This window comes from Solirubrobacter ginsenosidimutans, from assembly GCF_027587205.1.
This window is the reverse complement of the sequence record NZ_JAPDOD010000036.1, coordinates 1-26700: the sequence shown is the minus strand read 5'-3', so window position 1 is coordinate 26700 and position 26700 is coordinate 1. Positions and strand designations below refer to the sequence as shown.

The following is a 26700-nucleotide window of genomic DNA, read 5'->3' as shown; positions in this document are numbered from 1 at the left end:
ATGCAAGCCGACCGCTTCACGATCAAGTCCCAGGAGGCGTTGCAGGCCGCCATCGCCGTCGCGGCCGACCTCCAGCACACCGAAACTCAGCCCGAGCACCTGCTCGTCGCGCTGATCGACCAGCCTGAGAGCGTCGTCGGGCCCGTCCTGCGCAAGCTCGGCGCCCGCCCCGGTGCGATTCGCGCCGAGGTCATGGATCTCCTGAAGAATTTCCCGACGATCACCGCGGGAGCCAAGGAGCCGGCCACCAGCCGCGAGCTGATGGACATCCTGCGTCTCGCCGAGCGCGAGGCGGGCAAGCTCAACGACGAGTACATCTCGACCGAGCACATCCTGCTCGCGCTGACCGGCGCGCAGGCGGGCGAGGTCGCGAAGGTCCTCAACCGCAGCGGCGCGAACCACAAGAACACGCTCGAGGCGATCGAGGCCGTCCGCGGCCCGCACCGGGTCACCGACCAGAGCCCCGAGGACAAGTACCAGTCCCTGCAGAAGTTCGGCCGCGACCTCACCCAGGACGCGGAGGACGGCAAGCTCGACCCGGTCATCGGCCGCGACGACGAGATCCGCCGCGTCATCCAGGTGCTGTCACGACGCACCAAGAACAACCCCGTGCTGATCGGCGAGCCCGGCGTCGGCAAGACGGCCATCGTCGAAGGCCTCGCCCAGCGCATCGTGTCCGGGGACATTCCCGAGAGCCTGCGCGACCGCAAGGTCATCAGCCTCGACATCGGGGCCCTGCTCGCGGGCAGCAAGTACCGCGGCGAGTTCGAGGAGCGCCTGAAGGCCGTCCTGAAGGAGATCCAGGACGCCGAGGGCCAGGTCATCCTGTTCATGGACGAGCTGCACACGATCGTCGGCGCCGGCGCGGCCGAGGGCGCGGTCGACGCGTCCAACCTGCTCAAGCCGATGCTCGCCCGCGGCGAGCTGCGCGCCGTCGGCGCGACCACGCTCGACGAGTACAAGAAGCACGTCGAGAAGGACGCCGCCCTGGAGCGCCGCTTCCAGCCGATCTACGTCGGCGAGCCGAGCCTCGAGGGCACGATCGCGATCCTGCGCGGCCTGAAGGAGCGCTACGAGGCACATCACGGCGTCACGATCACCGACGCCGCGCTGATCGCCGCCGCGACGCTGAGTGACCGCTACATCGCGGACCGCTTCCTCCCCGACAAGGCGATCGACCTCGTCGACGAGGCCGCGTCGCGGGTCTCGATCGAGCTGAGCAGCGTGCCCACCGAGATCGACGAGGTCGAGCGCCGCATCAAGCAGCTCGAGATCGAGATGGTCGCGGTCGGCAAGGACGAGACCGCCGCGGAGCGCAAGGCCGAGATCGAGCGCGAGCTCTCAGACCTGCGCGAGACCGCGGCCGGCATGCGCGCCCAGTGGGAGCGCGAGAAGGAGCAGGCCGAGGGCCACGGCAAGCTGCGCGAGCGCCTGGACGAGGCGCGGCGTGAGCTCGAGCGCGCCGAGCGCGAGCTCAACTACCAGCGTGCGGCCGAGCTGCGCCACGGCGAGATCCCGGACCTCGAACATCGCCTGCAGGACGCCGAGAACCGTCCGGAGGAGACCTACGAGCCGCCGGTCTACCTGAGCGAGCGCGTCGACGTCGAGGAGATCGCCGAGGTCGTCGGCAAGTGGACGGGCATCCCGGTCTCCCGCCTCGTCGAGGGCGAGGTCGAGAAGCTGATCCACATGGAGGAGCGCCTGCACAAGCGCGTCATCGGGCAGGAGGAGGCCGTTCAGGCGGTCAGCGACGCGCTGCGCCGCTCACGAGCCGGCCTGAGCGACCCTGACCGCCCGATCGGCACGTTCCTCTTCCTCGGCCCCACCGGCGTCGGCAAGACCGAGCTGGCCCGCGCCCTGGCGGAGTTCATGTTCGACTCCCAGGACGCGATGGTCCGCATCGACATGTCCGAGTACATGGAGAAGCACTCGGTCGCGCGGCTGGTCGGGGCGCCTCCCGGCTACGTCGGCTACGAGGAGGGCGGCCAGCTGACCGAGGCGGTGCGCCGCCGGCCCTACGCGGTCGTCCTGCTCGACGAGATCGAGAAGGCCCACAGCGACGTCTTCAACGTGCTCCTGCAGGTCATGGACGACGGTCGCCTGACCGACGGCCAGGGCCGGACCGTGGACTTCAAGAACACGGTGCTGATCATGACCTCCAACATCCCGGGCGGACGGGCGGGGGTGGACGCGAACTTCAAGCCGGAGTTCGTCAACCGCCTCGACGACATCGTCGAGTTCGACCCGCTCTCCCGCGAGCAGCTGCGCGAGATCGTCGACCTCCAGGTGGCCCGCCTGATCGTGCGGGTGGCCGAGCGCGGCGTGGACGTGCACCTCTCCGACGCCGCTCGCGACCTCCTGGGCGAGATGGGCTATGACCCGGCCTACGGCGCCCGCCCGCTCAAGCGGGTGATCTCAAAGTCGCTGGTCGATCCGCTCGCGCTGTCGCTGCTCAAGGGCGAGTTCGCGGCGGGCGACCGGATCGAGGTCGACGCCGAGGAGGGCAACCTGCGCTTCCAGCGGACCCGCGTCAGCGAGCCGGAGACCGTTTCGGCTTGATCTTCGGGGCCTTGCGCACCTTGACGGTCAGCGGAACGCGCGGCGAGGCCTTCGGGTCGTAGTTCGGCTTCTGGTCGAACTGGATCGTCCACACGCCCACCTGCGGGCTCTTCTTGAACGGGAACTGCTTCCGTTTGACCGAGAAGAGTCCGCAGTCGCCCGTCGGCAGACCGAGGCTGATCGTCTGCTTCGACTTGCCGGCGTAGACGTAGTGCATGTAGATCGGGAGCGTCAGATCCGTGAAACCGCGGCCGCGGAAGCGCACCCGGTCGCTGGTCGCGGCCGCAGCCGGCGACTGCTCGACCGACAGGCGCGTGACCTTCGAGGTCGCGATCGCCGAATTCGCCAGCGTGTCGTGCTCCGTTGCGCGTAGCGTGAACGTCCGCTGGCCTTCGTCGATGAACGGCGCCGGGACCGAGCCGCTCAGCGTGCCGTCGTACGCGGCCTGCGGCTGCGGGTCCGGGAGCGTCTGCAGGATGTCGTCGAGGAAGATGTCGATCTTCGCGAACGGGGTGAAGTTCTGCCCTTGGACGACGACGAACTCGCGCTGCGCCTCCGTCGCGGCGACGTAGCACGGCCTGAGGCCGCCGAGGGAAGGGGGCTGAACCGGCGTCGGGACCGGGGTCTGCGCGGACGCGGACACGGTTCCGAGCACCGCGAACGCGATGGCGAGGAGGGTGGTACGAAGGAGCATCGTCACGTAGAACACCGCATCGGCCGCGATGGTTCGGTAGAAGGAACGGTGAATCCAGCGAGGAGGACGCCGTGCCGACATACATCATGCTCTCGACGCTTACGCCTGAGGGAATTCAAACGGTTCGTAATAACCCGCAACGCATCCGCGAGGTCAACAAGGAGGTCGAGCAGCTCGGCGCCGAGGTCAAGGCGCAGTGGGCGACGCTCGGGTCCTTTGACTTCGTCAACGTGATCGAGGCGCCTGACGACAAGACGATGGCGCGCATCTCGCTCGAGCTCGGCTCGCGCGGCACCGGGCACTACGAGACCTTGATCGCGATCCCGATCGACGACTTCATCGCTGCGCTTTGACGCCTCGGGTGCTCGTCATCGGCGGCGGAGGCCGCGAGCACGCGATCGTGCGCGCGCTGCTGCGCTCGCCGCAGGCGCCCGAGGTGCTCTGCTCGCCCGGGAACGCCGGGATCGCGCTCGAGGCGGCGCCGTTCGACGGCGCCGACGATCCGGCGCGGATCGCGGCAGCCGGGATCGATCTCGTCGTGATCGGCCCCGAGGTCCCGCTGGTCGCGGGGTTCGTCGACCGCTGCCAGGCGGCGGGCGTCGTCGCGTTCGGCCCGGTGGCCGACGCGGCGCAGCTCGAGGGCTCCAAGGCGTACGCCAAGGAGGTCATGGAGGCCGCGGGCGTACCGACCGCGGCCTACACCGTCGTGGCCGACGTGGCCTCCGGGCTCGCGTCGATCGACCGCTACCCGGTCGCGCTGAAGGCCGACGGCCTGGCCGCGGGCAAGGGCGTCGTGATCGCCGCCTCCGAGGAGGAGGCGCGGGCGACGCTCGAGGACATGCTCGTCGGTCATCGCTTCGGCGACGCGCCCGTCGTGGTGGAGGAGTTCCTCGAGGGCGTCGAGCTCTCCGTGCTCGCGCTGTGCGACGGGGTGCGTGCCGTGCCTTTGGCTCCGGCGCGCGACTTCAAGCGCATCGGCGAGGGTGACACCGGCCCGAACACGGGCGGGATGGGCGCGTTCTCGCCGGTCGAGGGCGCCGACGCCGCGCTCATCGAACGCGTCCGCGTGGAGATCTGCCAGCCCGTCGTCGACGAGCTCGCCCGCCGCGGCACGCCGTTCCACGGCGTCCTCTACGCGGGGCTGATGCTGACCGCGGAGGGCCCGAAGGTGATCGAGTTCAACGTGCGCTTCGGTGATCCGGAGACGCAGGTCGTCCTCCCGCGGTTGAAGTCCGACCTGCTCGACCTGTTCCAGCGGTCGGTCGTGTTCGGCGGGCTGGCCGGCGCTGCGCTGGAGTGGGACGAGCGCGCCGCGGTCACGGTCGTCCTCGCCTCCCGCGGCTACCCGGCGTCCTCGTCGTCGGGCGACGTGATCAGCGGCTTGGAGGAGGCGGGCGGCGAGGTCACCCACGCGGGCACGGCGGCCAAGGACGGCGCGATCGTCACGGCCGGCGGGCGCGTGCTGAACGTCACCGCCCTGGGCGCCGATCGCGAGGCCGCCCGCGCCGCCGCCTATGCTGCGGCCGACAAGATCACCTTTCCTGGCAAGACCTACCGCAGAGATATCGCCGCATGAGCAAACCCACCACCGAAACCGAAGTCGAGACCGCCCTCGAGGGCCTGGAGGTGGATTCTCCGCACGTCGGCATCGTCATGGGCTCCAAGTCCGACATGCCCGCGATGGAGAAGGCCGCCGCCGAGCTCTCCGAGCGCGGCATCCTGCACGAGGTGCGGGTGATGTCGGCGCACCGCGATCCCGAGATGGTCGCCGAGTACGCCAAGAACGCCCGGATGCGGGGCCTGCGGGTGATCATCGCCGGCGCCGGACTCTCCGCCGCGCTGCCGGGCGTGGTCGCCGCCCACACCGATCTCCCCGTGATCGGCGTGCCGCTGACGTCCAAGACCTCGATCGCGGGCGGCCTCGACGCGCTGCTCTCGATCTCGCAGATGCCACCGGGCGTCCCGGTGGCCTGCGTGGGCGTGGACAACGCCCGCAACGCCGCCGTGCTGGCGGCGCGCATCTTGAACGCCTAGACCCCTTCGACGATCCGGATGTCGCGCTCGGCTCCGTCGCCGAGCGCGGCCAGCGCGGCCTGGTAGGCGGGGCCGTCGTGGGCGGCGATCGCCTGCTCGACGCTGTCCCACTCGATCAGCGTCACGCGCTCGTTCTCGCCCAGCTCGTACACCGCCGCGGGCATGCCGCGGGCGATGAACGTGCCGCCGGCGCTCTCGAGCGCGGGCTTGGCGAGCGCCGCGTACGCCGCCATCTTGTCGGTGTCGTTGATCGCGCGATAGCTGCTGATCCAGTACGCCTTGGGCATGGCCGGGATTCTAGGCTTGAGGGCAATGATCGCCCGCTATACCCGGCCCGAGATCGGGGCCGTCTGGACCGATGAGGCGCGCTTCGGCGCGATGCGCGACGTCGAGGTCGCGGCTGCCGAGGCGCTCGACGGCCCGACGCCGGAGGACCTGGACGCCATCCGCGCGGCCACCTTCACGGTCGAGGCGATCGACGAGCGCGAGAAGATCCTCGACCACGACACGGCGGCGTTCGTCGACGTGCTGGCCGCGTCCGCGGGCCCGGCCGGGCGGTGGATCCACTACGGCTTGACGTCTTCGGACGTGGTCGACACCGGGATGGCGCTGCAACTGCGCCGCGCGGGCGCGCTGCTGGTGCCGGCGGCCCGCACGCTCGCCTGGGAGCTGGCCGAGAAGGCGCGCGAGCATGCCGACACGCTGTGCGTGGGCCGCACCCACGGCGTGCATGCGGAACCGACGTCGTTCGGTCTCAAGCTCGCGGGCTACGCGATGGAGGCGCACCGCAACGCCGAGCGGCTGGAGCGCGCGTTCGCGCAGATCACGGGGGCGATCTCCGGCGCGGTCGGCACCTACGCAACGCTCGGGCCGGACTACGAAGAGCGGGTGATGGCGAACCTCGGGCTGCGGCACGAGGACATCTCCACCCAGGTCGTGCCGCGTGACCGGCATTCGGAGCTGCTTTCGTCGATTGCCCTGTGCGGCGCGGGGTTGGAGCGCTTCGCCACGGAGATCCGGCACCTGCAGCGCACCGAGGTGCGCGAGGTCGAGGAGCCGTTCCGGAAGGGCCAGAAGGGCTCGAGCGCGATGCCGCACAAGCGCAACCCGGTCGTCTGCGAGCGGATCTGCGGCCTGGCGCGGGTGCTGCGCGGCAATGCCCAGGTGGGGATCGAGAACGTCGCGCTCTGGCACGAGCGCGACATCACGCACTCCTCCGCCGAGCGGATCGTGCTGCCGGACTCGACGATCCTGCTCGACCAGCTGCTCGCCCTGACGCTGCGCGTCGTGCGCGGCATGACGGTGCACAAGGACCGCATGCTGGCCAACCTCGAGCTGACGAGCGGCGCGCTGTTCTCCCAGCGGGTGCTGCTCGCGCTCGTGAGCGGCGGGATGCAGCGCGACGACGCGTACCGGATCGTCCAGCGCTTCGGGCAGCAGGCGTGGGACACCCAGACCCCGCTACGTTCCCTGCTCGAACAGGACGGCGTCGAGATCGACTTCGATGCGGTCTTCGACTACAGCTACTACACGCGCTTCGTGCCCGAGGTGCTGGCGCGGCTGGAGGTGATCCCATCGCCGTCTTGATCCATGGAGCGTCAGACCTCTCCGCGACGATGTTCCACGAAGTGCCCACGGGCATCACGGACGCGTTCCTCTACCTCGAGAACGATGGTCGCCGCGCGGCGACGGTCTCCGTCCTGGACGCGGCCAAGGTCACCGGGTTCGGGATCGAGATCCTCGACCCGAACACGCTCGGCATGGACGATCTGGTCGCCGCGGGGCTCGACCGGCTCGCGATCGACGCCGAGATCGCGCTGCGGGCCACGCTCGCGCTGCGGATCAGCTCCGCCTCGGTCCCGCCCGAATTTCCGCTCTTCGTCGCCGATCATCTGCGCGCGAACGGGATCGAGCTGACCGTCGACGACGACGAGTTCGTCCGCCGCCGGCGGGTCAAGTCCGAGACCGAGCTCGACGGCATCCGGCGCGCGCAGAAGGCCGCCGACGCGGCGATGGGCGTCGCGCGGTCGCTGATCCACGAGCTGCGACCGGGGCTCACCTCCGAGGAGGTGCGGTTCGCCATGCAGGCGACGTGCGAGGAGCACGGCTGCGAGCTGCCCGACGACGTGATCGTCTCGCACGGGGCGCAGTCGGCGATCGGCCACGAGTCCGGCTCGGGCGCGATCGAGGCGGGTGAGCCGGTGGTGGTCGACATCTGGCCGCGCGACCGCGTCTCTCGCTGTTGGTCAGATATGACCCGCACGTTCGTGGCGGGCGGGGGCGAGCCGCCGGACGAGCTGGCCGAGTACTGGCGCCTCACCCGCGACTCCCTCGATCGGGTCTACGCCGATCTGGGCCCGGGCGCGAACGGCCGCAAGCTCTTCGAGCGCTCGTCGGAGCCCTACATCGAGGCGGGCAAGCCGACGCAGCTCACCAAGGAGCCGGGCACGATCCTGGAGGACGGGTACTTCCACGGGCTCGGCCACGGCGTCGGGCTCGAGGTCCACGAGCGCCCGCACATGGGCCGGCTGGACGATGATCTGGTGCCCGGCGACGTCGTCACGGTCGAGCCGGGGTGCTATCGGCGCGGCTTCGGCGGGTGCCGGCTGGAGGACATCGTGCTCATCACCGAGGACGGCTACGAGGTCCTCACCGATTTCCCGTACGACCTGTGAAGTAGCCTGAGGCGACGTGTCAACCCTTCCGCTCCTGCACTCCGGCAAGGTCCGTGAGCTCTACGACCTGGGCGGCGACCTCCTGATGGTTGCCTCCGACCGCATCTCCACTTACGACGTGGTCCACCCCACGCCCATCCCGGACAAGGGCCGAGTACTCACCGGGCTGTCCGTGCTGTGGTTCGGGTTGACGCGCGACATCGTCCCGAACCACTTCGTCTCGGCGACCGACGGCGTTCCCGCCGAGTACCGCGGCCGCGCGCTGCGCGTGCGGCGGCTGAAGATGCTGCCCGTCGAGTGCATCGTGCGCGGCTACATCACCGGCTCGGGATGGAAGGACTATCTCGCCACCGGCGCGGTGTCCGGGCTCACGCTCCCCGAGGGGCTGCAGGAGTCCGAGCAGCTCCCGGAGCCGCTCTACACGCCGTCGACCAAGGCCGAAGAGGGTCACGACGAGGCGATCGACTTCGCCGAGACGGTCAAGTTGCTCGGCTCCGAGGAGCTGGCCGCGCAGGTGCGCGACGTCTCGATCGCGGTCTACAAGGCCGTCGCCGCGCATGCCCTGGAGCGCGGCGTGATCCTCGCCGACACGAAGTTCGAGTTCGGCGTGGACGACGCGGGTGTCCTGACGTTGGGTGACGAGGTCTGCACGCCCGATTCCTCGCGCTTCTGGCCGGCGGACACCTACGAGGTCGGGCACGGTCAGCCGTCGTTCGACAAGCAGTACGTGCGCGACTGGGCGACCGGGAGCGGGTGGGACAAGAACCCGCCCGCGCCGGCGATCCCCGCCGACGTGGTCGAGCAGACCCGCGAGCGCTACGTCACCGCCTATGAGCGGCTGGCGGGCGAGGAGTTCGGCGCGTGGCTGGATCGGGTCGCCCCGTGAGCCGCGTTCGCGTGCTGATCCGGCCCAAGGCCGGGATTCTCGACCCGCAGGGTCAGTCCGTGGAGCGCGCGTTGCCCGCCTTGGGCTTCGAGGGCGTCAGCCACGTCCACGTCGGCCGGCTGGTCGAGCTCGACGTCGAGGACACGTCCCAGGTCGCGGCGATGTGCGAGCAGCTGCTCGCCAACCCGCTGATCGAGGATTACGAGATCCAGTCGTGAAGTTCGGGATCGTCCGGTTCCCGGGCTCCTGCGATGAGGTCGACGCGCTGGTGGCGGCCCGTCGCGTGGGTGAGGCCGAGCTTTTGTGGCATGGCGACGCTGACTTGCGCGGCGTCGACGCCGTGATCATCCCCGGCGGGTTCTCCTACGGCGACCACCTGCGGGTGGGCGCGATCGCGCGCTTCGCCCCGGTCATGGGCGAGATCGAGCGGTTCGCGGCTACCGGTGGTCTGGTATTGGGCATCTGCAACGGCTTTCAGGTGCTGTGCGAGGCGGGGCTGCTTTCGGGCGCGCTGTTGCCCAACACGTCGCTGAAGTTCGTCTGCCGCCAGGTGGGGCTCGAGGTCGTCAACGCGTCGACGTCCTGGACGGGCGCGTGCTCGGTGGGCGAGACGCTCTCGATCCCGGCGAAGCACACGACGGGCCGCTACTACGCGCCCGATCCGGTGCTCGACGAGCTCGAGGCCAACGGCCAGGTCGTCCTCCGCTACCGCGCCGGGGAGAACTTCAACGGCTCCGCGCGGGACATCGCGGCGGTCTCCAACCCGGCGGGCAACGTCGTCGGGCTCATGCCGCATCCCGAGCATGCGGTCGATCTGCTCACGGGATCCGCAGACGGGCTCAAGCTGTTCGAGTCGGCCGCGCGGGTGCCGGCGTGATGGCCAAGCATCGCGAGCTGGGCCTCACCGACTACGAATACGACCTGATCGTCTCCAAGCTCGAGCGCGAGCCCAACGAGGTCGAGCTCGCCGTCTTCTCGCTGATGTGGTCCGAGCACTGCGGCTACAAGCATTCGCGGCCGCTTTTGAAGACGTTGCCGACGGAGGGTCCGCGGCTCGTGCTGGGCCCGGGCGAGAACGCGGGCGCGGTCTCGGTGGCTCCGGGCCTGGCGTGTGCGTTCAAGGTCGAGTCGCACAACCACCCCAGCGCGGTCGAGCCCTTCGAGGGCGCCGCGACGGGCGTCGGCGGCATCCTGCGCGACATCTTCGCGATCGGCGCGCGGCCGATCGCGATCTTGGACTCGCTGCGCTTCGGCGAGGTCTCGACCTCGGCGCGCTCCCGGTACCTGCTGGAGCGGGCGGTGGCGGGCATCGGCCACTACGGCAACTCGATCGGGATCGCCACCGTCGGCGGCGAGATCTACTTCGAGGGTCCGTACGAGCAGAACTGCCTGGTCAACGCGATGGCTTTGGGGCTGATCGAGACCGACAAGCTCATTCGGAGCGCTGCCGCCGGCGTCGGGAACATCGTCGTCCTGTTCGGCGCGAAGACGGGCCGCGACGGCATCGGCGGCGCGTCGGTGCTGGCGTCGGCCGAGCTGGACTCCTCGGAGGACAAGCGGCCGACCGTGCAGATCGGCGACCCGTTCACCGAGAAGAAGTTGCTCGAGTGCTCGCTGGAGCTTTTGGACCGCGGTCTGTTGGTCGCTCTGCAGGATCTGGGCGCTGCGGGCCTGACGTCGTCGTCGGCTGAGATGGCCTCCAAGGGCGAGGTCGGGCTCGACCTCGACGTCCGTAAGGTCCCGCTGCGCGAAGAGGGCATGGAGCCGTTCGAGATCATGGTCTCGGAGTCCCAGGAGCGGATGCTGTGCGTCGTCGAGCCTGCGCGGGTCGACGAGGTGCTGGCGGTCTGCGCGCGCTGGGAGGTCGACGGCACGGCGATCGGCGTGGTCACGGACACGCGGCGGTTGCGGGTCTTCGAGGGCACTTCGCTCGTCGGCGACATGCCGGTCACGGCTCTGGTCGACGAGTGCCCGACCTATGAACTCTCGCCCGCCGAGCCGGCCACGCCGCTGTACCCGGCGCCGCCCGTGGTGCTGACGTCGTCCGATCCGGGCGAGGTGCTGGTCGCGCTGCTCGGGTCCTCGAACGTCGCGTCGCGCAAGTGGGCGTTCGAGCAGTACGACTCGATCGTCGGCTCGCGCACCGTGCGCCGGCCCGAGTCGGCGGACGCGGCGGTGCTCATGCTCCCGTCCGGTGACACCGATCCGCTGACCGTCCTGTACCCGGACGGCTCCGACGGGGCGCGGCCCGCGATCGCGGTGGCGATCGACGGCAACGGCCGTCGCGTGGCCGCCGATCCCTACCGGGGCGCCGTCGAGGCGGTCCTGGAGTGTTCGGCCAACCTCGCCTGCGTCGGCGCGGAGCCGCTGGGGTTGACCAACTGCCTGAACTTCGGCAACCCGGAGAAGCCGCACATCGCGTGGCAGTTCACGCGGGCGATCGCGGGGCTGGGCGACGCCTGCCGCGGGTTCGGGATTCCGGTCGTGGGCGGGAACGTGTCCTTGTACAACGAGGGCGGCGAGGGGCCGATCTACCCGACGCCGGTGGTCGGGCTCGTGGGTGAGCTGCCGGACGCTCGCCGGGCGGGGCGGCTCGGGTTCCTGGCCGAGGGCGACGTCATCGGGCTCGTGACCGCGGGCTGGGCGCCGTCTTTGGCCGCGTCCGAGCTGTCCAAGCTGCGCGGCGAGGTCGTCGCGGGGCCGCTGCCCGCGGTCGACCTGGGCTCCGTGAAGGCGCTGCACGCCGCGATCCGCCAGGCCGTCCGGTCCGGCGCGCTGCACTCGGCGCACGACGTCGCCGAGGGTGGCGTCGCGGTCGCGCTCGCGGAGTCCTGCATCGCGTCAGGGCTCGGCGCGGTGGTTTCGGGGCTCACCTCGGAGGCCGAGCTGTTCGGCGAGGGCCCGGGCGCCTTCGTCGTCTCCGGTCCGGCGTCCGCGCTGGCGGCGTTCGGTGGCGCCGCGCGGGTGATCGGCACCGTCGGCGGTGACGCGGTCACGATCGAGGGTGTGTTGAGCGTGCCGCTCGACGAGCTCGACCGCGCCTTCACCTACGGCCTGGCCGACCTCCTGCACTAGCGGCTCCTCGACGTGTGGGTCTTCGGTCTGCGATCGAGGACCCACACGGTCGTCACTTCGGAATAGCTCGCCCTTCTCGGCGTCTCGTCGGACATGCACCCGACGAGACGGCCCTCCACTTCGGCTCGTCGAATCGCGAATCACGTATTCGCGACCCCCTCGACCGCCTCTTTGGAGTAAGCGATGCCTCCGAGTCTTCTCTCCGACGCGGCGCTGGTCACGCTGGGTCGGCCCACGCCCGCCCCCGCGACGCTGCGCGTCGACGCCATGCTCCTCACCCGCGGTCTCGCGGGCACCGAGCCGCTGGTCGCCGCCGCCCTGCTGATCGACGCCGTCCGCTCCGGTCACCTCGACGTCCTCGAACGCCGCCGCGTCGTCGCCGGCCGCCACACCGCGGGTGAGCCGGCGCTGCTCGCCGACCTCCGCGACCGCGTCCTCGCCTCAGCCCCCGGGTCCCCGCTGACCTGGATCGAACGCACCGCGACGTTCGCGCCCCACCGCATCGCGACCGAGCTCGTCGTGGCGGGCCTCGCGTCTCCGCTCCGCGCGCGCTTCCAGCGCACCTTCACGCTCGGTGTCGACGCCCGCGCCGAAGCCGCGGCCCGAGCGCACATCGCGCTCGACCCGGCGCTCGCCGTCCTCCTCTACACCTTCGGCATCCCGACGGGAGACCCACTCCCCCCGTCGAGCCACACCCGCCCCGCGGCCGAACAGGCGATCCTCGCCGCCTTCCGCGAAGCCGCCACCACCGCCCGCCTCGCCGTGTGATGGATTGGTAAGCCTGTGGCTTACCAACCCATCTAAGGCCGCACCGCTACGACATGAGGTCGTCGGCCATCGCCTCGAAGACCTGGACGTACGCGTCGACCGACGCGTCGTCGTGGGTGACGGACAAGGTCCACTCTTCCTCACGCCCCGGCGTCATGAAGATGCCGCGGTTCATGTTGTAGAGCCAGGCCAGCTCGGAGAGGTCCTTGTCCTGGTTGGCCTTGAAGGTCTCGTAGTCGACGATCTTCGACGGCGAGAACGTGACGCAGCCCTTGGAGCCGACGCCGACGGCGTAGCCCGGCAGGTTGTGCTTGCGGATGACGGCCTCGCAGCCGGTCAGGATCCGGTCGTTGAGACCGTCGAGGTGCTCGTAGGCCGCCGGGGTCAGGACCTCCAAGAGGTTCGCCCGCGTCGCGGCCATGCCGAGCGGGTTCCCGTTGTAGGTGCCCACTTGGTAGACGGAGCCGTCCTCGACGGCCGCCATCGCCGCTTCGGTGCCGCCGATCGCGCCGATCGGCGTCCCGCCGCCCAGTGCCTTGGCCAGGGTCACGAGGTCCGGCGTCACGCCCCACTTCTCAGTGGCGCCGCCCGGCGCGATCGTCAGACCGGTCTTGACCTCGTCGAAGATCAGGATGATGCCGTGGCGGCGGGTGATGTCGCGGACGGCTTCGAGATAACCCGGCTCCGGCAGCACGACGCCGAGGTTCATCATCGCCGCTTCCATGATCACGCAGGCGGGCTTGCGGCCCTCCGCGGTCAGGCGCTCGATGCGGCGCTCCATCGCGCCCGCGTCGTTGAACGGCACCGGGATCGTCAAATCCACGACCGCCTGCGGGATGCCGGCCCCGTAGGGCAGCGAGGCGAGGTTCTCGTGGTCGCCGATCTGGTCGTACTCGACGCCGATCGAGACCATCACGCCGTCGTGATGACCGTGGTAGGAGCCGAAGATCTTCACGATCGTCTCGCGGCCGGTCGTGCCGCGGGCGATGCGGATCGCGTCCATCGTGGACTCGGAACCGGAGTTCGTGAAGCGCCACTTCGGCAGACCCCAGCGGCGGGCGAGCTCGTCGCCCACGACGACCGCGTCCTCGGTCGGCGCCGCGAAGTGGGTGCCGGACGAGTACCGCTCCTGGATGGCCGCGCCGATCGCCGGGTGGGCGTGGCCTTGGACCATCGAGCCGAAGCCGTTGTGGAAGTCCCACATCTCGTTGCCGTCGACGTCCCACACGCGCGGGCCGGAGCCGCGCTCCAGGTAGATGGGCCACGGATCGCGCAGCTGGTAGGAGGATGCGACGCCGCCGGAGAGGTGGACCTGCGCGCGCTCGTACATCTCCTTCGAGCGCTGCGTGCGGTCGTTGAGCTGCTTCTCCTCGCGCTCGACGAGCTCCGCGATGCGCTGGCGGGGAATCTGAACAGGTGCGTCGGTGGCCATATTTATCCCGTTCCCGAGTCGGACTGGGCTGCCCGGCGTGGCCGTGCGAGGCAGCGGAGGTCCATGGAGCCTAGTGCTCGGCGATACTTGGCGCGGCAGACGCATCGTCATGTCCTTGGACGCGTGCCGCCACACAGTGTTGCCTTCGGAACGGCACGCCGACGGCCGTGCGCCCGGGGCGACGAATCCTCCCCTTCCCCTCCGGGCGCCTTGCTAGCCTGAACTGGCCGGTCGTTCTCACGGCAACCTTCTCTTGCCGGCGGTTCCCCTTGCCTGACCCAGCTCCCCTCGAAGACCGCGATGGCCCGCGCGATGAGTGCGGTGTCTTCGGCATCGTCGCACCCGGTCGCGAGGTCGCACGCCTCACGTACTTCGCGCTCTACGCGCTCCAGCACCGCGGCCAGGAGTCGGCGGGCATCGCCACGTCGCAGAACGGCCACATCATGGCCATGCGCGACCAGGGTCTGGTCAACCAGGTCTTCGACGAGCAGAAGCTGCGCGCGCTGCAGGGCGAGATGGCGGTCGGCCACGTCCGCTACTCCACGACGGGCGCCAACTCGTGGGAGAACTCCCAGCCGGTCTATCGCGCCGACAAGCGCGAAGTCGCGCTCGGCCACAACGGCAACCTCGTCAACGTCGTCGAGCTGCACCAGGAGCTGCGCCAGAAGGGCGTGACGTTCCGCAGCACCTCCGACAGCGAGATCATCGCCGCGCTCGTGTCCACGCATGAGGCGGACACGGTCGAGGAAGCGCTGGTGGACGTCATCGGCCGCATCGAGGGCGCCTACAGCACGGTCGTCATGACCGAGGATCGCGTGGTCGCGTTCCGCGATCCGATGGGCCTGCGGCCGCTGTCGCTCGGCATGATCGGAGACACCTATTGCGTGGCGTCGGAGACCTGCGCGTTCGACATCATCGGCGCCAAGTTCCTGCGCGACGTCCAGCCGGGCGAGATCGTCTCGATCACCAAGAACGGCATTCAGACGCGCCAGGCCGTGCCGTCGCCGCGCTCCGCCCTGTGCGTCTTCGAGCACATCTACTTCGCCCGCCCGGACTCGCGTCTCGGCGGCCAGGTGATCCAGGTCTCGCGCGGGAAGATGGGCGAGATCCTGGCCAAGGAAGCGCCCGTCGAGGCCGATCTCGTGATCCCGGTGCCGGACTCGGGCAACCCCGCCGCGCGCGGCTTCGCGCGTGCGTCAGGTCTCCCGCAGGACGACGGCCTGATCAAGAACCGCTACGTCGCCCGTACCTTCATCCAGCCCGGCCAGGAGCTGCGCAAGCACGGCCTGCGGCTGAAGTTCAATCCGCTCCCCGAGGTCGTCGCCGGCAAGCGCATCGTCGTCGTGGACGACTCGATCGTGCGCGGCAACACGACGCGCCAGATCGTGCAGATGCTGCGCGACGCCGGGGCCAGTGAAGTGCATATGCGCATCTCCGCGCCGCCGATTCGTCACCCCTGTCATTACGGGATCGACATGTCGACGCGGGAAGAGATGATCGCCCACAACCGTACGGAGGCCGAAGTGGCCGCCGAGCTGGGGGCCGACTCGCTCGCCTACCTGTCGCTCGAGGGCGTCTATGAGGCGATCCGCGGCTCGCGCGAGACGCATTGCGACGCCTGCTTCAGCGGCGTCTACCCGCTCGTGGGCACGTCCGCCAAGGACGCGTTCGAGCACGCTTTGCCGCTCGTTCGCGGCTAAAGCGCAACGGACTGCAACAACTCTGCGCAAACGCGCCGAAGTCGACCGGGGCTGGCGGTAAGGTCGCCAGCCCGTGTCGCTCCCCTGGCTCGAAGAACCACCGCCCGCACTGCAGACGTCCTTGGATCTGGGCGTGGCCGACGGGCGGGTGCCGCGGGTGCCGGTCGCGCGTGCGACCGACGTCGACGGCGCGCTGGCGGAGCTCTTCGGGTTCCCCGGGTTCCGGCCGGGTCAGCGTGAGGCCGTAGAGGCGGCCCGCAACGGGCGGGACGTGCTGGTGGTGATGCCCACCGGCTCGGGCAAGTCGCTCTGTTACCAGCTGCCGGCGCTGATGCGGACCGACCTGACGCTCGTCGTCTCGCCGCTGGTGTCGCTGATGCAGGACCAGGTCGAGGCGCTGGAGCGGATCGCCCCCGGCCGCGTCGCATTGGTCAACGCCCAGCAGGACTCGCGGACCAACCGGCTGGCGATCGAGCACGCGATCTCCGGGCAGGTACGGCTGCTCTACGTCGCGCCGGAGCGGTTCGCCTCCCCCGGGTTCCTGGAACGCATCCGGCACGCCGAGATCGGGCTCTTCGTGGTCGACGAGGCCCACTGCGTCTCCCAGTGGGGACACGACTTCCGCCCGGAGTACTTCCGCCTGGCCGACGCGGCGCGCTGGTTGGGCGCGGAGGCGATCCTGGCGTCGACCGCTACCGCGACCCCCGAAGTGGCCGCGGACATCGTCTCCCGTCTCGGTCTGCGCGAGCCGGTGCACGTGGCGACGGGATTCGATCGCCCGAACCTGACCTTCTCGGTGGTCCAGTGCCCGAGCAAGGACGCCGTGCAACGCCGCATCGTGGCGGCCTTGGAGGAACCCGACGCGCTACCGGCGATCGTCTACGCGGGCACGCGTTCGGAGGCCGATCGGCTGGCCGATCGCCTCGGGTTCGAGCTGGGCGTCGAGGTGCTCGCCTACCACGCGGGTCTCCCGCGCGACGTGCGGGCCGAGGCGCAGCGTCGCTTCATGGCGGGTTCGGCGCCGGTCGTGGTCGCCACCAACGCCTTCGGGATGGGGGTCGACAAGGCCGACGTGCGGACGGTCTGCCACGAGTCCGTCCCGAGCTCGATCGAGGCCTACTACCAGGAGGCCGGCCGCGCCGGTCGCGACGGGAAGCCGGCGCGCTGCCTGCTGTTCGCCACCGGGCGCGACAAAGGCCTGCACGTCTTCTTCATCGAGCGCTCGGCGGTCGGCGAGGACCTGTTGAAGGCGACGGCGCGCAAGATCGTGGCCTCGGCCGAGGGCTCGCCACCGCGGTACAACCTGCATCTCAACGAGCTCGCCGAGCCAGGCGAGGAGGACGCGGTGCGCGCCGTCGTCGGCTACCTCGCGCGGGCGGGCGTGATCCAGCCCGCGCCGTCCGCGCCGGATCGCGTGGCGGGGCGGATCGTGGGGACGTGGGACCGCACGACGCTGGCGGTGTGCAAGGCCGCGACGCAGGAGGGCACCCGCGTCCGCTGGCGCCAGTACCGCTCGGTGTGGGCGTGGGTGGAGGGCGAGGGCTGTCGCCGCCGCGGCATCCTGGGCCATTTCGGCGATCGCTCGGAGCCCGAGCCGACCGTCCCGTGCTGCGACGTCTGCGATCCCGCGGCGCTGCCCGAGGCACCCGTTCGCGTGCGTCAGAGCACACTCTCACCGGCGGCGGACCTGGACACTGCGATCCTCGACGTCGTGTCCCGCGCCGTGCCCGGGGTGGGCCGCACGCGCTGCGTCGAGATCCTGCGCGGCGGCCGCTCGAAGCTGATCGCCAAGCATTCCTATGACGGGCTCCCGAGCTACGGGGCGTACCGCGACCTGCGCGCGGAGGAGGTCGCGGCGGCGATCGACGGACTGCTCGCCGCTGGGCGCCTGCGTGCGACCGACGGCCGCTTTCCCAAGCTCGAGGTCGTGCGGACGCCGTTCGCGCCCGAGCTTCCTAACGTAGAGGCTGCATGAACGAGCCCCATCGCCTGCGCGTCGGAGTCCTCGCCTCCGGCGCCGGCACCAACCTCCAAGCCATCCTCGATCGCGTCCACGGCAAAGATGCCGACGTCGTCGCCGTCGGGTCCGACAAGCCGGGCGCCGAGGCGCTGGGGCGTGCGCTGGGGCTCGGGATCGCCGCGCGCGAGTTCCCCGCCTCGGAATACGCCGACCGCGAGGCGCGCGACCTCGCGATCGCCGAGTGGCTGGTGGAGCAGGACGTCGAGCTGGTCGTGCTCGCCGGCTACATGCAGCTCGTGAGCGCCGCGTTCCTGGCGGCGTTCCCGCTGCGGGTGATCAACGTCCACCCGGCGTTGCTCCCCGCGTTCCCGGGCATCCGGGCGGTCGAGCAGGCGATCGACTACGGGGTCAAGGTCTTCGGGGTCACGGTCCACTTCGTCGACGAAGGGATCGATTCCGGCCCGATCATCCTCCAGCAGGCGGTCGAGCTGCCGGAGGCGAGTGATGCGGCCCAGGTGCGTGCAGCGCTGCGGCCGATCGAGCACGAGTTGTTGACCGGAGCGGTGCGGCTGATCGCCAGTGGGACCGTCCGCCCGGATCCAGCCCATCCCCGGCGCGTCCTCGTGGGAGGGACCCCGCAATGACCGACACAGGTATCGTCCGCGGCGCGATGGAGGCGATGGTTCAGCCGGGTGAGGTGCGAGTCCGCCGAGCGCTGCTGTCGGTCTCGGACAAGACGGGGATCGTGGAGTTCGCGCGGGGGCTCGCGTCGCTCGGGGTCGAGCTGCTCTCGACGGGCGGCACCGCCACGGCGCTGCGTGAGGGCGGTTTGGACGTCCGCGCGGTCGAGGACTTCACGGGCTTCCCCGAGATCATGGGTGGGCGGGTCAAGACCCTGCACCCGAAGATCTACGCGGGTCTGCTGGCGTTGCGCGACAACGACGAGCACATGGCCGCCGCCGCCGAGCACGAGGTCGAGTTCGTCGACCTCGTGTGCGTGAACCTCTACCCGTTCGAGCAGACCGCCGCCCGCCGCGGCGCGACCGATCACGAGGTGATCGAGAACATCGACATCGGCGGGCCGACGATGATCCGCGCGGCGGCCAAGAACTTCGCGTTCACCGCGGTCGTGGTCAACCCGGCCAGCTACGACGCCGTCCTGCAGGAGCTCAAGGACGCCGGTGCCCGTCTGTCGCTCGGTACGCGCGAGTCGCTGGCCGCGGAGGCGTTCTCCTACACCGCGCGCTACGACAGCGCGATCTCGCGCTGGTTCGTCGAGAAGCAGGACGACTTCCCGCCGCTCCTGCTGAACGCCTACGAGAAGGTCACCGACCTGGCGTACGGCGAGAACCCCCATCAGCGCGCCGCCTACTACGCCCAGGCGGGAGCGCGCATGCACGTGCTCTCGATGGTGCGCCAGCTCGGCGGCAAGGAGCTGTCGTTCAACAACGTGCTGGACCTCAACTCTGCGCGCCTGCTGGTGCAGGAGTTCGAGCTGCCGGCCTGCGCGATCATCAAGCACAACAACCCGTGCGGGGTCGCCGTCGGCGGGTCGGTCACCGAGGCCTACAGCGCGGCCTTCGCCTGCGACCCGATGTCGGCGTTCGGCGGTGTCATCTGCGTGAACCGCACGGTCGACGCGACGTTCGCCGAGGCGCTGCTGAAGCAGTTCTGCGAGGTCATCATCGCCCCCTCGTTCACCGACGAGGCGCTGGCGATGCTCGCGGCCAAGCCGAACATGCGCATCCTCGAGGATGGCGAGCGGCGCGGCGTCAACGTCGCCGAGCGCGATATCAAGCGCGTCATGGGCGGCCTGCTGATCCAGGACCGCGACATGGGCCTCGAGGACCGCACGGAGATGCAGGTCGTCACCGAGCGCAAGCCCACCGAGGCCGAGTGGGGCGAGATGCTCTTCGCGTGGAAGGTCTGCAAGCACGTGCGCTCCAACGCGATCGTGCTCTCCAACGACCTCGCCTCCGTGGGCGTGGGCGCGGGCCAGATGAGCCGCGTGGACTCCGTCCGCCTCGCGATCGAGAAGGCCCGTGCGGCCGGTTCCTCGCTGCTCGGCGCCGCGATGGCCTCCGACGCCTTCTTCCCCTTCTCCGACGGCCCCCAACTCGCCGTCGACGCGGGGATCACGACGATCATCCAACCGGGCGGCTCCAAGGCCGACCCGGTGGTCGTCCAGGCCGCCAACGCCGCCGGGATCAGCATGGTCCTGACGCACCGCCGCCACTTCAAGCACTAGCGAGCGAGCCGTGCAGGCGCGAACGATCGCCAAGCAGATCGCGTACGGGCGGATCGCCATCGGCGCCGCGCTCCTGGTCAAGCCGGACCTCGTGACCGGCCGCTGGGTCGGGCCGGTCGCGGACTCGCCCGGCGGCAGGGTGCTCGCGGTGGCCTTCGGCGCGCGTGACCTCGCCGTCGGCGCTGGCACGGCGTTCGCACTGCACACGGGCGCGAGCGCGCGTCCGTGGCTGGTCGCGGCGGTCTTCACCGACGCGGTGGACGCCGTGGCGACCGGTGGCGCGCGTCGCTCGCTCCCCACGCCCGGCGCGCTCGGCACGGTCGCGCTCGCGAGCGTCAGCGCGGCGGTCGGCGCCTGGACCGCGTCCCAGCTCGACTGAAACGGGAGGGGTGTTCGACGTTTGTCCCCATATATGGGGAGGTTCGTCAACCACCCCCTGCGAGAGGCTAGGCGGCGCCGTAGAGGACGCGCGTCCAGATCGTCGTCAGCGTCTCGGCGACGGTCTCGCGCGGGGTCTCGGCGGGTAGGCGGCCGAGGCTGCGGTTCAGGTAGCGCTCCATCATCCACACGAGCGCGGTCGCGGTCTCTGACGCGTCGAGCGGCAGCACCCGCCCCGCCTCGATCTCCGCCTCGATGTGGTGCGTCGTGACGTCGATGAAGGACTGCACGAGCCCGCCGTAGACGAGCTCGACCTCGGGGTCGTCGGTCGCCGCGTCGGCCAGCGCCCGCAGCACGGGACCCTGGCGGGCGTAGACCTCGACGATTCCCTCCATTGCCTCCCGCGCGAGCGCGGGCCCGTCACCCGCGCCGGTGTACCAGCGCTGCGACATCGTCCGCAGCTCTCCGCGCAGGTGCTCGACCACGCGCAGGATCAGCGCGTGCCGGTCCTTGAAGTAGACGTAGAAGGACGGACGCGACAGGTCCGTCCGGCGCATGACCTCGTCGACGGTCAGCTCGCGGAACGACCGCTCGCGCAGCAGCGACTCCGCCGCAGCCACGATTTCGGCTTCCGCGACCTCGGGAGTCCTCCGGCGTCGGCGCCCCCCCATCTCCACATCGCCTACGCTCACCCTCGTCCAAGCGTACTGCGCGCTAGAGTCGACCGCGCCGGGCCGCCGTAGCTCAGCGGTAGAGCAACGGACTTTTAATCCGATGTGCGCAGGTTCGATCCCTGCCGGCGGCACTCATTCTCAAGTCTTCTCCCCGCCCTGCCGATTTCGCGGCCAGGGAGGCTCCGTAAATCCAAGACGAGAGCTGGTGAGAAGGCGATGCAGGTTCCTGGCGCGCACATCGTGACGCTGCACAACCCCGTTCAGTACACCCCCGCCCAGATCGACCAGGCGGCGGCCATTGCTCACACCCTTCAGCGCGGCCAGTTCGTGCTGTGCGAACTCCCGCGCCGATGAGCCTGGGCGAGACCGTGGTGTGGCTGCCTGAGCCGTTCGCGCTCGGCACCGGCACCGTCTTGGGGTTCACCGAGATCGGCTGGATCGAGGTCGTCTGGCAGAACGGCGAACTCGGGATCTACTGCCCGAATGCGCTCGAGCAGGCGGACGTCTGGGAGCGCGCGCAGGTCGAAGCGGCGTTCGGCGACGCCGCCTGACGCGAGCACCCGTCAAGATGGACGGGTGCTCCAAACGCTTTACGCTGCCGTCGCCTGCGTTCTGAGCTTCGCCATGTGCGTGCTCGTCGTCTATTTCACGTTCGCCGGTCGTCACGATCGCGACAAGGATGAAGAGGCGCGCGAGTACTTCGATGCGCACGGCCACTGGCCGGACGAAGCCTGAGAAGAAGTACCCCCAGCGAGAATCGAACTCGCGCTACGGCCGTGAAAGGGCCGCGTGCTAACCGCTACACCATGGGGGCGTAGACCCACAGTTTAGGGTCACACGCTGCGGGTGAGTCCGCCGTCCACCAGGATGGCCGTCCCGGTGATGTACGCGGCGAGGCCGGAGCACAGGAAAACCGCCGCCGCGGCGAGCTCTTCGACCGTGCCGAGCCGCCCCGCCGGGACGTTGTGCTTGGCGCGTTCCTGGGCGGCCTCGAGCGAGCCGGCCGTGTCGATCATCCGGTCGGTGGCGATCTGGCCCGGATGCACGTGATTGAACGTCACGCCGTCGGCCGCCACCTTGCGCGCGAGGACCTTGAACGCGGCGACGAGCCCCGGCCGATGCGCGTTGGAGAGCTGAAGGACGTCGATGGGCTCGCGGACGGCCATCGAGCCGATCGCGACGATCCGGCCGAAGCCGCGCGAGCGCATGCCGGGCAGTACGCGCTCGATCACCCGCATGGGGGAGATCAGCAACGTCCGCTGCGCGGCCTCCCACTGCTCGCGGGTGAACTCCAGCGCGTCACCCGCCGGCGGGCCGCCGGTGTTGGCGATGTAGAGGTCGATCGGGCCGAGGTCGGCCTCGATCGCGTCGAGCAGCGGCCCGATCGCGTCGAGGTCGCCGGAGTCGAAGCCGTACCCTCGCGCACCCGCGCCGATCTCGCTCGCGACCGCCTCAGCGCGCGCAGCGGTGCGCGACGTCAGCGCCACGCGGACGCCTTCCGCGGCAAGTCCCTCGGCGATCCCGCGCCCGATGCCCTTCGACCCGCCGGTGACGAGTGCCACCTTCCCGTTCAGGCCGAGCTCCATCAGGCCACCGCGACCCGTTCCGGCGCCGCCAGCCGCGCGCACCAGTAGGCGAAGATCGCCACCGCGAACGGTGCGCCGAGCCAGTGGACGCCGATCAGCACCGTGATCAGGCTGGGGATGCCGGCCAGCGCGGCACCGGCCAGGACCGGCAGCAGCGGCAGCCGCAGGACGGCGCCCGTGAACAGCGCGCACGCCGCCCACGCTCCCGGGCCGGCGAGCCAGCCCCAGGATTCGAAGAACGACTTGTCGAGCGTCGAGCCGAGGATCAGCGCGACGACGCCGAGCGTGAGCGCCTGCAGCAGCGCTGCCCGCCAGAGCACCGAACCGTCCATGGCTCCATCATGCCAGGCGCCCACGGTGCGCCGGCGTGGGGGTTTCGGTCGGGTCCGGCGTGGCCGTCTCGTCCGGTGTCGCGGTGGGGGTCGGCTCCGGCTCCGCGCTCGGGGTGGGGACGGGGGTCGGCTCCGCGGTCGGCTCGGCGGTCGCGGTGGGTGCGGGGGTCTCCGTGGGGGTGGCGGTCGGCGTCGGCGTGTGCGTCGGTGTGCGGGTCGGCGTCGGCGTGCGAGTCGGGGTCTTGGCCGGCGGGCGAGGAGTCGCGGTGGGGGTCGGCAACGGGCTCTCGAGGACCGTCGCGCCGGGATCGCGCACCGGGTCTCCGGGAACGACCACCGGGCCGACCGGCGGAGCGGCGGGCGGTGCGGGATCGCCCGTGACGACCGGCGGCGCGGACGGCGGCTTCGGCGGCGTCTTGTCGCGCGCGGCTCGCTTGATCAGCGAGCACGTCGACTTGTGCTGCGCCGGCGACGGGTCATAGCTGTAGATCGCGTACGCGTCGACGGAGACGATCTTCGAGTAGCGCGCGCACCACGAATACGCCTCGGCGAACCACTCCGCGAGCGGGAGCTTGCCCTTCCACCACTGCGCGTGCGGCCGGCGCATGATGCGCCGGAACTGGCCGCGATCGCTGTTGCTCATCACCGTCAGGTCGTACACGTGGCCGAGCTCGTGCAACATCACGCCGCGCGGGTGGGAGAGCCCGCGCTTGAGGTAGATCACCCGCGGGTTCTTCGTATACACGCAGCCCGCGGCGTTCGGCAGCTCGGGACACCCGGTGAGGTCGACCACCACCTGCCCGGTCACGGTCGGCACGAGCGACGCATTCGCCCACCCTTGCCAGTCGCCCGTCAGGCGCTTGCCCCCGGCCGCGACGAGCTTCACCGCGTGCGGGCCGGCGAGATTGGAGGCGCGGGCAGCACGAAGCAGTGGGAGTCCAAGACCGACAGACAACCCCGCCAGCAAGACGACCGCGGCGACCCGACGCAGCACGGACAGTGATCTACCACACAACCTCTGTCGGCGTTGGGTGGATCCTGCCATCACGCTTCGGTAATGGCGCCCGGCAGACCGGGGCCTGACAATCGCGTGTGATGCCGGCTTCGCTCGCACTCACGGTCGCGGCCCTGTTGCTCGGTGCCCCCGCGACGTTCCCCGTGTCGTGAGCCCGATCGACCCAGGCCCCGTCGAACTCTTCACCCGCCTCGCCGGAGCGACCGCCTTCACCCCGACGGTCCTGACCCCGAAGGGCAACGGTGACGCCCAACTCGCCGCGGCCGGCACCCACGTCCTGGCCGCCTTCCAGAGCGGCGACCGCCTCCACCTGACCGTCGTGCGCTGACCAACCCAGGTCGAACCACAGCCCGACCGCACTAGCATGGCCCCGCCCGCGGGCGGTTAGCTCAGTTGGTCAGAGCGCCTGCCTTACAAGCAGGAGGTCCCCGGTTCGAGCCCGGGACCGCCCATCACCCAGAAGCCCCGCTACAGAGTGGTAGCGGGGATCTGGCGACTGGTCGGTCTCGCGTTGCGAGCCGGCCGATGGAAACGATCTGGAAACTTCGGCGCCCGCCGTGAGTTGCCCGCTGGCCACGTGTTCCGGCTGCGTGTGCACGTGGCGTGTCGTTGCTGAGTAGGGGCGACGCAGCTCGCCCGGAGGGGGCCTGGCCCCCTACCCGGCGCATCAGCGGAAGGACCGGCGGCTGTCAAGGACGAGTCCGTCAGGACCGGGCGAAGCCCGTCGCGAAGCGATCGCCTTGACAGGTGTCGGGCCTGGAGCTACGCGAGCTCGTTGTCGTCGACGCTGCTGGTGTGAGCTGAGTGCTGCGCGTCGTGGTGGTCGTGGTGTTGGCCGGCGAGCACGGCGAGCGCAGCGAGCCGCGCGCAGCCGGCCGCGGCCGAAGGCCGCCTTGATGTCGTAGAGAACATCCTCACGAATGCCCGGCGCTGACACCCGGCGCTGGCGTGCCCCGATGCCCACCGCTGAGTGCTACGCGGCCCCCGCGGCCTCGCTGGCGTCTGGCTGGGGTTCGTGCACATCCCGTGGCGTGGCGGCTACGCGTATGCGGTGCACGGTCCAGACGACGTGCTGGTGGAGGTGGGCGAGTGTCGCGCTGATGGTCTGATTGGCCAGCTCCGCTTCGCCCTCGACGATCGCGAGGTTCAGGTCGGGCATGTATGTGGCGCCCGAGTCGGTGCGATAGGTCGCGAGCAGCTGGCCGTCTTGGACGCGTCCCGGCGCGTAGTAGAAGCGGATCTCGGGGTCCTTCTCCGCGTGTACGCCGAACGCGTGATGCGACAGGGCGGCGGTCGTGACGGTGAGTGTGCGGTGCTTGTCGATCCTGTCGAGGTCGTGAACCCGCCAGAGCGGACGGAATAGGTGTGCCGTCGGGTGTTCGGACGTCGTCCATCGGAACGGCTGCTCCGCTTCGATGACGGCGCAAACGGGCGGCGGTACGCCGGGAAGACGGTCCTTGACGACCTGTTCCCAGCCGCCCTTCGGAGGCTTGTCGCGGATCGGGAACATCAGCGCTTCTTCTGCGGCGGGCGAGAGTGTCCCCACGGAGTTGCTCAGCGCGGCTTCGAAGACGACGTGGTCGAGCGCGGCGCGGAGATTGTGGACCGCGTCGCCGATGACGAGAGCAAGACGCGCGGGCGGCGGTGCGGTGATCTGCACGCGCAGCTCAGTCCTGCCGGTGCGCTCGTCGGCCGTTCGCACGACTGTGCAGGCCCCGTTGTCGAGATAGGCATCGACGAGCTCGTCAGCCGCCTCGATGTGTTCGCGGGCCCGCTGTAGTTTCAGGTCACTGCCTTCCCACATCAACGTGAAGGTACCGGTGAGCCCGGCACGCAGCGACTAGGCACAAGATCCTTCAGCGCCAGAGGAGCCGTGCGCTGCAACCGACCAATTGGAGGAGCGAGGCGGCGACCCGCTCGCCTCTCGTGCGCGAAGTCGCAGGCGGACGCGCAGCGCGTGGGAAGCGGTCGGCCGGCCCCCCGACGCCGAGCTATCGGTGCCAGGCGAAAGCAGAAGCGCGGCCGGTGGCAGGTCGACCGTGATCGCGTCTGCTCAGTTGCGCGGAAGGCGATAGCCGCGCCGTGACTGCTACTTTGCACGGATGCAGGAGCGAGGAGTCAAGTCCCGAGACGTGGTGTAGGAGATCGTCGGTAAGGGATCGGCTGCTCAGGCCGCTTTGAGCTCGGGCACCTCTTCCTTGATCTCGTTGTCTGTGATCTCGGCTGGTCCGGCGAGGACGAGAGAGATCGATTCGGCGGAGAGGTAGCCGCGCCCGACGAGCCATTCGTCGTTTTGCTCGATGCAGAGCATCCCGGCGAGGCGGATCAGGCTGCGGTCGTCGGGGAAGATGCCGACGACGTCGGTGCGCCGGCCGACTTCCTTGTTGAAGCGCTCCAGCGGGTTGGTCGAGCGCAGCTTGCTCCAGTGCGAGCTCGGGAACGCGTAGAAGGCGAGGATCTCGTGCTCGGCGTCTTCGAGCATCGTCGCGATCTTCGAGAGCCGCCCGTCGAGATGCGCGACCGCTTCAGAGAGCCGATCACGCGCCTGTTCGAGGTTGTCGGCGGCAAAGATCGGGCGGATCAACGCGCCCAGTAGCCCGTGTTGGTCCTTGCGGGCATGCCCGAAACAGTCGCGGAGGAAGTGGACCGTGCAGCGTTGCCAGGCGCAGCCGAGGACCTTGGCG

General features: G+C 70.1%; 28 protein-coding genes and 3 tRNA genes. 20 read left to right on the top strand and 11 right to left on the bottom strand.

The window, feature by feature from the left end:
• Window positions 1-2559, top strand: a complete 2559-nt coding sequence (clpB, locus tag OM076_RS30395; RefSeq protein WP_270043889.1) for an ATP-dependent chaperone ClpB — start codon at window positions 1-3, stop codon at window positions 2557-2559.
• Here the strand turns inward: clpB and OM076_RS30390 are convergent.
• Window positions 2531-3253 carry a hypothetical protein gene (locus OM076_RS30390; protein WP_270043888.1) on the bottom strand — a complete coding sequence of 241 codons (723 nt, stop codon included), beginning with the start codon at window positions 3251-3253 and terminating at the stop codon, window positions 2531-2533. The genes clpB and OM076_RS30390 overlap by 29 nt on opposite strands.
• 71 nt (window positions 3254-3324) lie before the next feature.
• Here OM076_RS30390 and OM076_RS30385 point away from each other — a divergent pair, with 71 nt between their 5' ends.
• From OM076_RS30385 to purE, 3 genes are all read left to right on the top strand, one after another.
• The gene (locus OM076_RS30385; protein WP_028062947.1) at window positions 3325-3606 is read left to right on the top strand and encodes a GYD domain-containing protein; all 282 of its coding nucleotides are present in this window, start codon (window positions 3325-3327) and stop codon (window positions 3604-3606) included.
• An 8-nt stretch (window positions 3607-3614) separates the two neighbouring features.
• The gene (gene purD / locus OM076_RS30380) at window positions 3615-4829 is read left to right on the top strand and encodes a phosphoribosylamine--glycine ligase (RefSeq protein ID WP_270043887.1); all 1215 of its coding nucleotides are present in this window, start codon (window positions 3615-3617) and stop codon (window positions 4827-4829) included.
• A 77-nt stretch (window positions 4830-4906) separates the two neighbouring features.
• Entirely contained in the window at window positions 4907-5287 is a 381-nt protein-coding gene (gene purE / locus OM076_RS30375) for a 5-(carboxyamino)imidazole ribonucleotide mutase (protein WP_372518096.1), read from the top strand.
• On the opposite strand, the gene OM076_RS30370 is transcribed toward purE, so the two are convergent.
• Window positions 5284-5574 (bottom strand): DUF1330 domain-containing protein, encoded by a 291-nt coding sequence (locus OM076_RS30370; RefSeq protein WP_270043885.1) that lies wholly within the window; start codon window positions 5572-5574, stop codon window positions 5284-5286. The two genes, purE and OM076_RS30370, sit on opposite strands and share 4 nt — an antisense overlap.
• 25 nt (window positions 5575-5599) lie before the next feature.
• On the opposite strand from OM076_RS30370, the gene purB reads away from it, so the two are divergent.
• From purB to OM076_RS30335, 7 genes are all read left to right on the top strand, one after another.
• On the top strand, window positions 5600-6874 hold the full coding sequence (gene purB / locus OM076_RS30365; RefSeq protein ID WP_270043884.1) for an adenylosuccinate lyase: 1275 nt from the start codon (window positions 5600-5602) through the stop codon (window positions 6872-6874).
• Entirely contained in the window at window positions 6871-7962 is a 1092-nt protein-coding gene (locus OM076_RS30360) for a M24 family metallopeptidase (protein WP_270043883.1), read from the top strand. The genes purB and OM076_RS30360 overlap by 4 nt, the downstream gene beginning before the upstream one ends.
• A gap of 16 nt (window positions 7963-7978) precedes the next feature.
• Window positions 7979-8848: a phosphoribosylaminoimidazolesuccinocarboxamide synthase gene (locus OM076_RS30355; protein ID WP_270043882.1), complete on the top strand. Its 870-nt coding sequence runs from the start codon at window positions 7979-7981 to the stop codon at window positions 8846-8848.
• Window positions 8845-9066 (top strand): phosphoribosylformylglycinamidine synthase subunit PurS, encoded by a 222-nt coding sequence (gene purS / locus OM076_RS30350; RefSeq protein WP_270043881.1) that lies wholly within the window; start codon window positions 8845-8847, stop codon window positions 9064-9066. The genes OM076_RS30355 and purS overlap by 4 nt, the downstream gene beginning before the upstream one ends.
• On the top strand, window positions 9063-9725 hold the full coding sequence (gene purQ, locus OM076_RS30345; protein WP_270043880.1) for a phosphoribosylformylglycinamidine synthase subunit PurQ: 663 nt from the start codon (window positions 9063-9065) through the stop codon (window positions 9723-9725). Before purS ends, purQ begins: the two co-directional genes overlap by 4 nt.
• A complete protein-coding gene (gene purL, locus OM076_RS30340; protein ID WP_270043879.1) occupies window positions 9725-11923 on the top strand; it encodes a phosphoribosylformylglycinamidine synthase subunit PurL in 2199 nt (732 codons plus the stop codon). Before purQ ends, purL begins: the two co-directional genes overlap by 1 nt.
• A gap of 183 nt (window positions 11924-12106) precedes the next feature.
• On the top strand, window positions 12107-12691 hold the full coding sequence (locus tag OM076_RS30335) for a hypothetical protein (RefSeq protein ID WP_270043878.1): 585 nt from the start codon (window positions 12107-12109) through the stop codon (window positions 12689-12691).
• Between the two features lie 46 nt (window positions 12692-12737).
• Here the strand turns inward: OM076_RS30335 and OM076_RS30330 are convergent, their stop codons facing one another.
• A complete protein-coding gene (locus OM076_RS30330) occupies window positions 12738-14123 on the bottom strand; it encodes an aspartate aminotransferase family protein (RefSeq protein ID WP_270043877.1) in 1386 nt (461 codons plus the stop codon).
• Between the two features lie 269 nt (window positions 14124-14392).
• On the opposite strand from OM076_RS30330, the gene purF reads away from it, so the two are divergent.
• From purF to OM076_RS30305, 5 genes are all read left to right on the top strand, one after another.
• Window positions 14393-15823: an amidophosphoribosyltransferase gene (purF, locus tag OM076_RS30325; protein ID WP_270043876.1), complete on the top strand. Its 1431-nt coding sequence runs from the start codon at window positions 14393-14395 to the stop codon at window positions 15821-15823.
• Window positions 15824-15896: 73 nt separating this feature from the next.
• The gene (locus OM076_RS30320; protein ID WP_270043875.1) at window positions 15897-17798 is read left to right on the top strand and encodes a RecQ family ATP-dependent DNA helicase; all 1902 of its coding nucleotides are present in this window, start codon (window positions 15897-15899) and stop codon (window positions 17796-17798) included.
• A complete protein-coding gene (purN, locus tag OM076_RS30315; protein WP_270043874.1) occupies window positions 17795-18427 on the top strand; it encodes a phosphoribosylglycinamide formyltransferase in 633 nt (210 codons plus the stop codon). Before OM076_RS30320 ends, purN begins: the two co-directional genes overlap by 4 nt.
• Before the next feature lie 35 nt (window positions 18428-18462).
• Window positions 18463-20031 (top strand): bifunctional phosphoribosylaminoimidazolecarboxamide formyltransferase/IMP cyclohydrolase, encoded by a 1569-nt coding sequence (purH, locus tag OM076_RS30310; RefSeq protein WP_372518095.1) that lies wholly within the window; start codon window positions 18463-18465, stop codon window positions 20029-20031.
• 10 nt (window positions 20032-20041) lie between these two features.
• A complete protein-coding gene (locus OM076_RS30305) occupies window positions 20042-20410 on the top strand; it encodes a hypothetical protein (protein ID WP_270043872.1) in 369 nt (122 codons plus the stop codon).
• Between the two features lie 67 nt (window positions 20411-20477).
• On the opposite strand, the gene OM076_RS30300 is transcribed toward OM076_RS30305, so the two are convergent.
• Window positions 20478-21029: a TetR/AcrR family transcriptional regulator gene (locus tag OM076_RS30300; protein WP_270043871.1), complete on the bottom strand. Its 552-nt coding sequence runs from the start codon at window positions 21027-21029 to the stop codon at window positions 20478-20480.
• 113 nt (window positions 21030-21142) lie between these two features.
• On the opposite strand from OM076_RS30300, the gene OM076_RS30295 reads away from it, so the two are divergent.
• Together OM076_RS30295 and OM076_RS30290 are read left to right on the top strand one after the other, a co-directional pair.
• Window positions 21143-21214, top strand: a tRNA-Lys gene (locus OM076_RS30295).
• 219 nt (window positions 21215-21433) lie between these two features.
• Entirely contained in the window at window positions 21434-21634 is a 201-nt protein-coding gene (locus OM076_RS30290) for a hypothetical protein (RefSeq protein ID WP_270043870.1), read from the top strand.
• Between the two features lie 191 nt (window positions 21635-21825).
• Here the strand turns inward: OM076_RS30290 and OM076_RS30285 are convergent.
• The 4 genes from OM076_RS30285 to OM076_RS30270 form a co-directional block, all read right to left on the bottom strand.
• Window positions 21826-21897: transfer RNA gene (locus OM076_RS30285), tRNA-Glu, on the bottom strand.
• Window positions 21898-21916: 19 nt separating this feature from the next.
• The gene (locus tag OM076_RS30280; protein WP_270043869.1) at window positions 21917-22669 is read right to left on the bottom strand and encodes an SDR family oxidoreductase; all 753 of its coding nucleotides are present in this window, start codon (window positions 22667-22669) and stop codon (window positions 21917-21919) included.
• A complete protein-coding gene (locus tag OM076_RS30275; RefSeq protein WP_270043868.1) occupies window positions 22669-23001 on the bottom strand; it encodes a hypothetical protein in 333 nt (110 codons plus the stop codon). The genes OM076_RS30280 and OM076_RS30275 overlap by 1 nt, the downstream gene beginning before the upstream one ends.
• 7 nt (window positions 23002-23008) lie before the next feature.
• Window positions 23009-23995, bottom strand: a complete 987-nt coding sequence (locus tag OM076_RS30270; protein WP_270043867.1) for a hypothetical protein — start codon at window positions 23993-23995, stop codon at window positions 23009-23011.
• A gap of 169 nt (window positions 23996-24164) precedes the next feature.
• Here OM076_RS30270 and OM076_RS30265 point away from each other — a divergent pair, with 169 nt between their 5' ends.
• Both OM076_RS30265 and OM076_RS30260 read left to right on the top strand, forming a co-directional pair.
• Window positions 24165-24344, top strand: a complete 180-nt coding sequence (locus tag OM076_RS30265) for a hypothetical protein (protein ID WP_270043866.1) — start codon at window positions 24165-24167, stop codon at window positions 24342-24344.
• 50 nt (window positions 24345-24394) lie between these two features.
• Window positions 24395-24468, top strand: a tRNA-Val gene (locus tag OM076_RS30260).
• A 310-nt stretch (window positions 24469-24778) separates the two neighbouring features.
• Here OM076_RS30260 and OM076_RS30255 read toward each other — a convergent pair.
• The 3 genes from OM076_RS30255 to OM076_RS30245 all read right to left on the bottom strand — a co-directional run.
• A complete protein-coding gene (locus tag OM076_RS30255) occupies window positions 24779-24928 on the bottom strand; it encodes a hypothetical protein (protein WP_270043865.1) in 150 nt (49 codons plus the stop codon).
• A 61-nt stretch (window positions 24929-24989) separates the two neighbouring features.
• Window positions 24990-25820: a hypothetical protein gene (locus OM076_RS30250; protein ID WP_270043864.1), complete on the bottom strand. Its 831-nt coding sequence runs from the start codon at window positions 25818-25820 to the stop codon at window positions 24990-24992.
• A gap of 363 nt (window positions 25821-26183) precedes the next feature.
• Window positions 26184-26700, bottom strand: a 517-nt coding sequence (locus OM076_RS30245; RefSeq protein WP_270043863.1) for a transposase, incomplete at its 5' end; no start/stop codon positions are given.